General features: G+C 70.5%; 7 protein-coding genes. 5 read left to right on the top strand and 2 right to left on the bottom strand.

Annotated features, from left to right (window positions below; translation table 11 throughout):
• Nucleotides 1-47: 47 nt before the first annotated feature.
• Entirely contained in the window at nucleotides 48-440 is a 393-nt protein-coding gene (locus AOK24_RS34865) for a VOC family protein (protein ID WP_055723991.1), read from the bottom strand.
• A gap of 182 nt (nucleotides 441-622) precedes the next feature.
• Here AOK24_RS34865 and AOK24_RS34860 point away from each other — a divergent pair, with 182 nt between their 5' ends.
• Nucleotides 623-1,177, top strand: coding sequence for a GNAT family N-acetyltransferase (locus AOK24_RS34860; protein ID WP_055723990.1), 555 nt, complete (start codon nucleotides 623-625; stop codon nucleotides 1,175-1,177).
• A 37-nt stretch (nucleotides 1,178-1,214) separates the two neighbouring features.
• Here AOK24_RS34860 and AOK24_RS34855 read toward each other — a convergent pair whose 3' ends face one another.
• Nucleotides 1,215-1,883, bottom strand: coding sequence for a glycerophosphodiester phosphodiesterase (locus AOK24_RS34855; RefSeq protein ID WP_055723989.1), 669 nt, complete (start codon nucleotides 1,881-1,883; stop codon nucleotides 1,215-1,217).
• Between the two features lie 263 nt (nucleotides 1,884-2,146).
• Between AOK24_RS34855 and AOK24_RS34850 the strand changes: the two genes are divergently transcribed.
• From AOK24_RS34850 to AOK24_RS34835, 4 genes are all read left to right on the top strand, one after another.
• Nucleotides 2,147-3,544, top strand: a complete 1,398-nt coding sequence (locus AOK24_RS34850) for a DUF6421 family protein (protein ID WP_055723988.1) — start codon at nucleotides 2,147-2,149, stop codon at nucleotides 3,542-3,544.
• A gap of 95 nt (nucleotides 3,545-3,639) precedes the next feature.
• The gene (locus AOK24_RS34845; protein WP_055723987.1) at nucleotides 3,640-4,386 is read left to right on the top strand and encodes an SDR family oxidoreductase; all 747 of its coding nucleotides are present in this window, start codon (nucleotides 3,640-3,642) and stop codon (nucleotides 4,384-4,386) included.
• On the top strand, nucleotides 4,383-5,453 hold the full coding sequence (locus tag AOK24_RS34840; protein WP_055723986.1) for a threonine aldolase family protein: 1,071 nt from the start codon (nucleotides 4,383-4,385) through the stop codon (nucleotides 5,451-5,453). The genes AOK24_RS34845 and AOK24_RS34840 overlap by 4 nt, the downstream gene beginning before the upstream one ends.
• 71 nt (nucleotides 5,454-5,524) lie before the next feature.
• A partial coding sequence (locus tag AOK24_RS34835) for a transglutaminase domain-containing protein (RefSeq protein WP_240554268.1) occupies nucleotides 5,525-5,998 on the top strand: 474 nt, incomplete at its 3' end.

Genomic DNA, 5,998 nt, shown 5'->3' with positions numbered 1-5,998 from the left:
CTCCCTGCACGCTAAGCCCCCACCCCCGCCCCGGCCATCCGAGCGGCTCAGATACCGGGCCGGTACCTGATCGGATGGTCCGCCGGGACCTCCACCAGCACGATCGGCGTCCCGTCGGGATCCGCGATCCACATCTCGATCAGCCCCCACGGCTCCTTCACCGGCTCCCGCACGATCGCGACCCCCTTCGCGGCCAGCTCGTCACGCGCCGCCGACGCGTCCGGGACCTGGAGCCACAGCCGCGTCTCGGGGTCCCGGGGCGCGTCCGTACGCCCCGCGATCTCCAGGAACCCGCCGCCGAGGAAGTACACCGTCCCCCGCTCCGGCCCGGTGCCGAACTCGCGGTAGACGCCGAGGCCGAGCTGTTCGCCGTAGAAGCGGCGGGCGCGCTCGGGGTCGGCGGGGTGGAGGAGGATCCGGCTGCTCAGTACATGCACCATGCATCCGGAGCCTACGGGAGAGTTAGGCTCTGCGAGGCTCCAGGACCGGGAGAACCCGCAGGTCCTGGCCGAGAGCCGAGACCTGATGTCCGAGAACCGGACCCGAGATCCGGGACCCAGGGCCGGACCCCGCAGCCCTCTCGCCCTCCGCAGCCCTCTTCGCGCCCCAGAACGGAACCCCCATGCACACCCCCGACACGCACACCCCCGACACCGACCTCACCTACCGCGACGCGACCGACGCCGACGTCGAAGCCCTCGTCACCCTCGTCGAGTCCGCGTACCGGGGCGACACGAGCCGCACCGGCTGGACCACCGAGGCGGACCTCCTCGACGGCCGGCGCACGGACCCCGAAGGCGTACGGGAGGTCATCGCGAAACCGGACGGCCGGCTCCTGATCGTCGAGCGCGCCGGCACGGTCGTAGCCTGCTGCCAGCTCGAACACCGGGGCACGCACGCCTACTTCGGCATGTTCGCGGTGAGCCCGGCGCTCCAGGGCGAGGGCCTCGGCAAGCGGATCATCGCGGAGGCGGAGCGGCAGGCGCGCGAGAGCTGGGACGTGACCGAGATGCACATGACGGTGATCTCGGTACGGGAGGAGCTGATCGCCTGGTACGAGCGGCGCGGCTACCGGCGTACCGGCCGTACGACTCCCTTCCCGTACGGCGACGAACGCTTCGGCATCCCGCGCCGCACCGGCCTGGAGTTCGAGCTGCTGGTCAAAACCTTGGGCTGATCGAGACCCTGAACGATTCGATCAGCCGTCCGGCCGCTCAACTTCCCTTGATCTCCGGGTAGTCCGTCGTCACCCCGTCCAACTCGAAGGCCCGCGCGAGCCGTAGCTGATCCTGCGTGTTCACGACCCACGCGAGGACCCGCAGATCGTGCTTGCGGGCGTGCTCGACCGTCTCCAGCGTGAGGCGGCGGATGTTGAGGCACAGTGTGCGCGCTCCCACGTCCACCGCGCGGTCGGCGATGTCGGCGCCGTAGCGCCCGCCGATCAGCGCGGTCCGCACGCCCGGCACGAGCCGGGTGATCTCGGCGAGTGCCTGGTCGTGGAAGGACGACACCTCGACCCGCTCCACGAGCTCCCGCTTGAGCATGACCTCGGCGAGGGCCTGGGCCGCCTGTGTGTCCTTGATCTCCGCCTGGATCGGCGCGGTGACCACGTCGAGGACCTCCTCGAAGGTCGGGACGCGCTCCCCGCGCCCCGCGTCCAGCGCCCGCAGCTCCTGGAGGGAGTACGCGGAGATCGGCCCGCTGCCGTCGGTCGTCCGGTCCACGTCGGCGTCGTGCATCACCACCAGCGCGCCGTCCGAGCTGAGGTGGAGGTCGAGCTCGATCCCGTCGAGGCCGGACTCCTGCGCCGCCACGAACGACCGCAGCGTGTTCTCGGGTTCGACCCCCATCACCCCGCGATGCCCCATCGTCACAAACTCCAAGGCCCGTCTCGCTCTCCGTCGACGCCAGTTCGCTTGGCAGCCTAGGCCCTGGGACGCCTTCCCCGCCGCCGTGCCCCGGAGCGCGACGGCGCGCGGGAGGGATCAGTGCGCCCGCGCGAACCACCCGTGGTTGGCATGTACGGCAGGAAAAAATGCGGTGACCATGAAGGTGCGCAGGATAATTTCCCGAGGTCCTTCTTGCTCACGGAAACCCCCTATGCATACGGTGTCCATACGCGAGGTTCTCCCGTGGAGGATGGGACATGACGGAAATTCTTGAGCGGGCGACGGCGGGGGAGGGGCTCCCTCCCGAGGTCAGGGTGGTCGAACAGGCCGCGTGGCCGGTTCTGAAGGCCGCCGTGGAGCGCATCCGCCCCTGGCAGGCGGCGAACGGCTCGATCGACTTCGACGCCGACGGCGCCCCCACGCACGCGCAGGCGGAAGCCGCCGTGCGCGAGGTGGTCGAGGCGGTCGGCGAGCTGTCCCCGCTGCTGCCGCACGACGCGGCCTACCACCGCGCGCTGGTCGCCGACCTCACCGCCTGGTCCGAGGGCGGCTTCCCGGTCCCCGACTTCCTGGACTCGCTGCTCGCCTTCCAGCCCGCCGCCGACCGGCGCGACGGCCTCCAGCACCTCGTCGTGTTCCCGATGTACACGCAGAACGGCAACCCGGACCGCAACCTCGAAGCGCTCGTCCTGCGCATGGTGTGGCCCGACTGGCTGGCCGAGCTGGAGCGCACCCGGTACGACAACCCGCTCTTCTGCGGCATCACCTTCGAGGACTTCACCCCCGGCTACGACACCAACTCGGCCGTCCTGTTCCCGGAGACCATCGCCGTCCGCGAGGCGCCGGAACGTTTCTCCTGGGGTGGGATCTTCTGCGACCGCGAGGCCGCCCGCTTCCGCCGGGTCACCGAGTCCGCCGTATCCATCCTCGGCATCGACCTCCCCGAGGACGTCGCCGCGATGGTCCACGACCAGAAGCGGTGCGAGGAGGCGTTCGTCCTGTGGGACATGGTCCACGACCGTACCCACAGCCACGGCGACCTGCCCTTCGACCCGTTCATGATCAAGCAGCGCCAGCCGTTCTGGATGTACGGCCTCGAAGAACTCCGCTGCGACCTCACCGCCTTCAAGGAGGCCGTGAAGCTCCAGGCGGACGGCGTCCCGCAGGCGCGCGACGTGCAGTACGCGGTCCTCTTCGACCGCATGTTCCGCTTCCCCGTGACGGGCGACCGCGTCCGCAACTACGACGGCCTCGGCGGCCAGCTCCTCTTCGCCTACCTGCACCGCAACGACGTCGTCCGCTGGACCGACAACAAGCTGCACATCGACTGGGAGCGCGCCCCCAAGGTCACCAACGACCTGTGCGCCGAGATCGAGAAGCTCTACAAGGACGGCATCGACCGCCCCAAGCTCGTCCACTGGTTCGCCGGGTACGACCTGGTCGCCCGGTATCTCTCCCCGCACCCGGCCTCCAAGTGGGCCAAGGGGCCGGACGCCCTCGACCTCTCCCAGCCGCCCCGCAAGCTGGTGGACGACGTGCTGCCGGACGAGTTTCCGCTGAGCATGTTCTACGAGGCCCTGGCGAAGAAGCTGAGGAATGTGATCGCCTCGGCGAAGGGGATCACGGCCGACAGCGTGGAGCGCGCTGCGGCGTGAGGACGGCCCCGTAGCGTCGGACGGGTCCGTATCGACGATACGGACCCGTCCGACGTCGGGCAGACAGCAAGAGCGACAAGAGCGAGGCGAGGAACATGACCAACGGCGCGCTGAGCGGTGCGGTGATCGCGGTCGCCGGAGCGGGCGGACCGGCAGGCCGGGCGACGCTGATCCGGCTGGCCGAGGCGGGGGCGACCGTCGTCGGCGCCGACAACGACCCCGAGCGGCTCGCGGCGGCCGTCGACGCGGCCCGGTACGCGGCGGGCGGCGCGACCGTCACCGGCGAACCCGTCGACCTGCTGGACCTGGACTCCACGCGCGCGTGGGCCGACCGCACGGAGAAGGAGTTCGGCCGCCTCGACGGCCTCGTCCACCTCGTCGGCGGCTGGCGCGGCAGCGAGACCTTCACCAAGACCAGCCTCGACGACTGGGACTTCCTGGAGCTGCTGCTCATCCGCACCGTCCAGCACACCTCCCTCGCCTTCCACGAGGCCCTCCAGCGCAGCGACCGCGGCCGGTACGTCCTGATCAGCGCGGCCGGCGCGAGCGCGCCCACGGCGGGCAACGCCGCGTACGCCGCCGGCAAGGCCGCCGCCGAGGCGTGGACCCTCGCCCTCGCCGACTACTTCCGCAAGGCCGGCGGCGCGGGCGGCCCCACTTCCGCCGCCGCGATCCTCGTCGTCAAGGCCCTCGTGCACGACGCGATGCGCGCCGATCGGCCCAACGCCAAGTTCGCGGGCTTCACCGACGTCAAGGAACTCGCCGAGGCCATCACCGGCGTCTGGGACAAGACCGCCGCCGAAGTGAACGGACAGCGCCTGTGGCTCACCGAGCAGCCGTGAACCCCCCGAAGACCGACGCCCGCCGCCATCACGACCCCGAGGTCCGGGGCTTCGCCAGCGACAACTACGCGGGCGCGCACCCCGAGGTGATGGCCGCCCTCGCCCTCGCCAACGGCGGCCACCAGGTCGCCTACGGCGAGGACGACTACACCGAGCACCTCCAGAGCATCGTCCGCAGCCACTTCGGGCCCACCGCCGAGGCGTTCCCCGTCTTCAACGGCACCGGCGCCAACGTCGTCGCCCTCCAGGCGGTCACCGACCGCTGGGGCGCCGTGATCTGCGCGGAGAGCGCCCACATCAACGTCGACGAGGGCGGCGCACCCGAGCGCATGGGCGGGCTCAAGCTGCTCACCGTCCCCACGCCCGACGGCAAGCTCACGCCCGAGCTGATCGACCGGCAGGCGTACGGCTGGGACGACGAGCACCGCGCGATGCCGCAGGTCGTCTCGATCACCCAGTCCACCGAACTCGGCACCCTCTACACGCCGGACGAGATCCGCGCGATCTGCGACCACGCGCACGCGCGCGGGATGCGCGTCCACCTCGACGGGTCCCGGATAGCCAACGCGGCGGCCTCGCTCGACGTACCCATGCGGACGTTCACCAACGCCGTCGGCGTCGACATCCTGTCGCTGGGCGGCACGAAGAACGGCGCGCTGTTCGGTGAGGCGGTCGTCGTGATCAACCAGGACGCCGTGCGGCAGATGAAGCACCTGCGCAAGCTGTCCATGCAGCTCGCCTCCAAGATGCGGTTCGTGTCCGTGCAGCTGGAGGCGCTGCTCGCCAAGGACCTCTGGCTGCGCAACGCCCGGCACGCCAACGAGATGGCCCAGCGGCTCGCCGAGGGCGTCCGCGCGGTGCACGGCGTCGAGATCCTCTACCCCGTCCAGGCCAACGGCGTCTTCGCGCGCCTGCCGCACGACGTGAGCGTCCGCCTCCAGGAGCGGTTCCGGTTCTACTTCTGGGACGAGGCGGCCGGGGTCGTGCGGTGGATGTGCTCCTTCGACACGCGCGAGGACGACGTGGACGCGTTCCTGGCGGCGCTGAAGGAGGAGATGGCGAGGTAGGCATGCATAATTATACGTCATACCGTAAATGAATTGACGACCGGCTGGTCGTATTCCTATGCTCGGCGGGCATGGAGCTGATCCAGAACACCCCCGACCTCTCCGCATACCTGGCGGCCGACGAGGTCATCGACCACCACCATCCCGTCGTACGGCAGACCGCCGCCCGGCTCGCCGCGGACGTACCCGACTCGTATGCCTATGCAGAGGCCGCGTTCGTGTACGTCCGTGACGAGATCCCCCACTCCCAGGACGCCCAGGATCCCCGCGTCACCTGGCGCGCCTCCGACGTCCTGCACCAGCGCACCGGCATCTGCTACGCCAAGGCCCACGCCCTCGCCGCCCTCCTGCGCGCCGAGGACATCCCCACGGCCCTCTGCTACCTGGGCGTTCACCCCGGCCTTGTTCCCGCGCGGGTCCTGGCGGTGCCAGGCGCCGTTGAAGCGGACGGCGACGAGGCCGTGGACGACGTGGCCGGGGCCGTCGTCGGTGCGCAGGAGCTGGTAGCAGAGGGCCGTGGGGATGTCCTCGGCGCGCAGGAGGGG

It is taken from the genome of Streptomyces niveiscabiei (genome assembly GCF_001419795.1).
Lineage (GTDB): Bacteria > Actinomycetota > Actinomycetes > Streptomycetales > Streptomycetaceae > Streptomyces > Streptomyces niveiscabiei.
This window is presented reverse-complemented; position numbering and strand designations above follow the sequence as displayed.

Bases quoted from the DNA above. Each gene is read 5' to 3' on its own strand.
- AOK24_RS34865 (WP_055723991.1), bottom strand. From the start codon at position 440: ATGGTGCATGTACTGAGCAGCCGGATCCTCCTCCACCCCGCCGACCCC.
- AOK24_RS34860 (WP_055723990.1), top strand. From the start codon at position 623: ATGCACACCCCCGACACGCACACCCCCGACACCGACCTCACCTACCGC.
- AOK24_RS34850 (WP_055723988.1), top strand. From the start codon at position 2,147: ATGACGGAAATTCTTGAGCGGGCGACGGCGGGGGAGGGGCTCCCTCCC.
- AOK24_RS34845 (WP_055723987.1), top strand. From the start codon at position 3,640: ATGACCAACGGCGCGCTGAGCGGTGCGGTGATCGCGGTCGCCGGAGCG.